This window comes from Bathymodiolus platifrons methanotrophic gill symbiont (assembly GCF_002189065.1).
Lineage (GTDB): Bacteria > Pseudomonadota > Gammaproteobacteria > Methylococcales > Methylomonadaceae > Methyloprofundus.
The window spans coordinates 1-2740 of the sequence record NZ_BDMN01000478.1 but is presented as its reverse complement, the minus strand read 5'-3'; the positions used below and the strand labels follow the sequence as shown (position 1 = coordinate 2740).

Below are 2740 nucleotides of genomic sequence, written 5' to 3'. Positions count from 1 at the left end.
CCCTGAGCGATACTCAGATTTACGTCAATAAAATAAACTCTCACTTATCCTCTTGATCTATTTTATGCAAATGTTAAAACTATTTAGAAATCATCGGTAGCCCAACACTGTGGGAGTTCCATTTTCCAATTAAGAACAACAAAGGATTAATACAAACGATGTTCAACATATCTGTAAACATTTATTTATAAAGTATGGCTTGAACCGGTCAACCGTTCAAAAGTAACACAATTAAATTGGCCTCGATATCTTATCTGATTTAAATAGAAAATTACCTTGACCAGTTCAATACAAGGTCATCATAAACTCTTAATAATGTGATTGTAATCTTCTTTATTGAACTGACCATAAAGGTAAAAGGTAAAATATATTTAGGTTTAAAAATTTCAACATCATACACAAGTGTTTAAAAATTTCTCGTTAAGTTAAAAATAAAACATAAAACTGCCATCTTTAACTGAAACTTCAATCCACCAATTGTAGCTGCTGAGAACTTTCTCACCAAGGATAGCCCATGAAAGCCATTCAGCTTATTTCCAATGGGGTCCTTTATAAGTATCAGCTTAAAGTTCAAGTGGACATTAAAAGATCAACATGAGCGGGTAGAGGGATTACTTAATTTTAAAATAAGTACATTATCTATGAAAATATATATGTATATATAATTGTCATTATTATGATATGACACGTCTTTCCCGTTCTTCACTGGTATGTATCAGGTGGCACTTCACTTCTTTTTTAAATCTTTGCAAATCATTGATGGATTTGATCGAATCGGGTAGAGAATTCCAATCATGGATTCCATTGTAGTAAAATGTTGTTGATTCGATGCCTTTAATTTTTGGTGTAACATAATTAATCTGACTTGATCTAGTATTATGGGCATGATGTTCATTAATTTTGATGAAATTATTTTTCAAATAAGAAGGACATGTATCATAATAGATTTTATGAGCATGGTTCAATCGAAGCTGTTTTACTCTGTTTTCAATATTTAAAAATCCTAGACTAGATAATTCAGCTTGCTTTATACTAGTTCTTGGGCCCATGCTTTTGATGAATCTAACTGTTTTGTTTTGTGCCACTTGCAGTTTGTTTTTTAAAGCACGAGTTATACCAGCGTACCAGGAGGAACAAGAATAATCAAAATGACATTGAATAAGTGCCATACTTAAAGTTTTCCGCGTTTCGGCAGATAGACAATTTGCCTTTCTATACATAAACCTCAACCGGGAATTAACCTTTTTAATAATAGAGTTAGCTGTTTTTTCGCCAGACAGGTTTTGATCAATGTCAATGCCTAAATATTTAACACTATTTTGTGAATTTATTATATGACCATTACAGTTAATTTGAAATTCAGTTACATTTTTTAATTTTCTCTTTGGACCAAAAAGAATGCATTCTGTTTTACCAAGGTGGAGAGAAAGTTTGTTGTCAACGAGCCATTCACTACAGGATTCGAGTTCTTGACCAAGTTTTTGAGAGATAAATTCAGGATTTTTATGAGAAAACATAATAGTACTGTCATCTGCGTACAGAAGTAATTTACAGTCTGAGTTAATGCTTGTGGACATATCATTGACATACTAAAGGAAAAGTAAAGGACCTAGAATACTTCCCTGTGGAACACCACAGCTAATGTTTGCTGGGTTGGATTCTGTGCCATTAACATTAACCAACTGTTGTCTGCCTGTTAAATACGATTCAAACCATTTAATGTTAGATACTCCCATCGCTTGAAGCTTGTTGCAAAGAATTTGATGATCGACCGTATCGAATGCCTTTTGAAGATCTATCATTACCATACCAGTGAAGAGGCCTTTAGATGTTTGAGATTTAATATGATCAAAAAGATGAATAAGGCAGGTATCGGTGGAATAAGCGCTTCTGAAACCAGATTGAAGTTCATATAGCAAGTTGTTTTTTACTAAATATGATTCTAGCTGTTTATATACTGCTTTTTCTAAAATTTTTGATATAATACACAGTATACTTATTGGTCTATAATTTCCAACCTCTGTTCTATTGTTTTTCTTAAATAATGGTTTGACCCGTGCTGATTTTAATTGATCGGGAACTATACCACTCGTTATTGATAAATTTACAATGAAATTGATGGGCTTTGTTAGTGTTGTAGCCGCATCTTTGACGAACCTTGCTGGAATGTCGTCTAACCCTGTGCTTTTAAATGAATTAAGATGACACAATTCCTTATATATAAATTCCTCGGACACAGGACTTATTTCAAGTTGTAATCTATTGATATTAACTCTACTATAAAACTGTTGGAAAAGAGTAGAGGCTACGTGGAATATATTTGGAGATGGAGGCAACTTTTCAACAAGCTTCGATGCCACGGTTGTGAAAAAATTATTGAACATGTTTGCGATGTCATTTAAATTATGACAATTTTGACCATCCACCTTCAGAACAACACAAGCATTGTTTTTTTGTTTTGAACTATAACCTAAAGTTTTCAGCTGTTCCCATAATTTTTTCGGAGCGTTTTTGTTTTCTTCAATTTTATTTGCGACGTATTCTTCTTTAGCCTTTTTTACATTTCTTTGTACCAAATTTCGCAATTTACAGTAATCCAAATATAAATGTTTACTACCTGTTTTTTTTTATATGATATTAAATATTGATCTCGTTTTCTAATATTACCTAAAATTTCTGAAGTCATCCATGGTTCGGAATTCTGTTTAATTTTTATTTCTTTATATGGAGCTATTGAATT

General features: G+C 32.2%; 1 protein-coding gene and 1 pseudogene. Both read right to left on the bottom strand.

The window, feature by feature from the left end; genetic code table 11:
* Window positions 1-674 precede the first annotated feature (674 nt).
* Window positions 675-2384 (bottom strand): annotated as a pseudogene (locus CDZ78_RS23425) (RNA-directed DNA polymerase).
* A 173-nt stretch (window positions 2385-2557) separates the two neighbouring features.
* Window positions 2558-2740: hypothetical protein (locus CDZ78_RS22755; RefSeq protein WP_211200785.1), on the bottom strand; the 183-nt coding region annotated here is incomplete at its 5' end.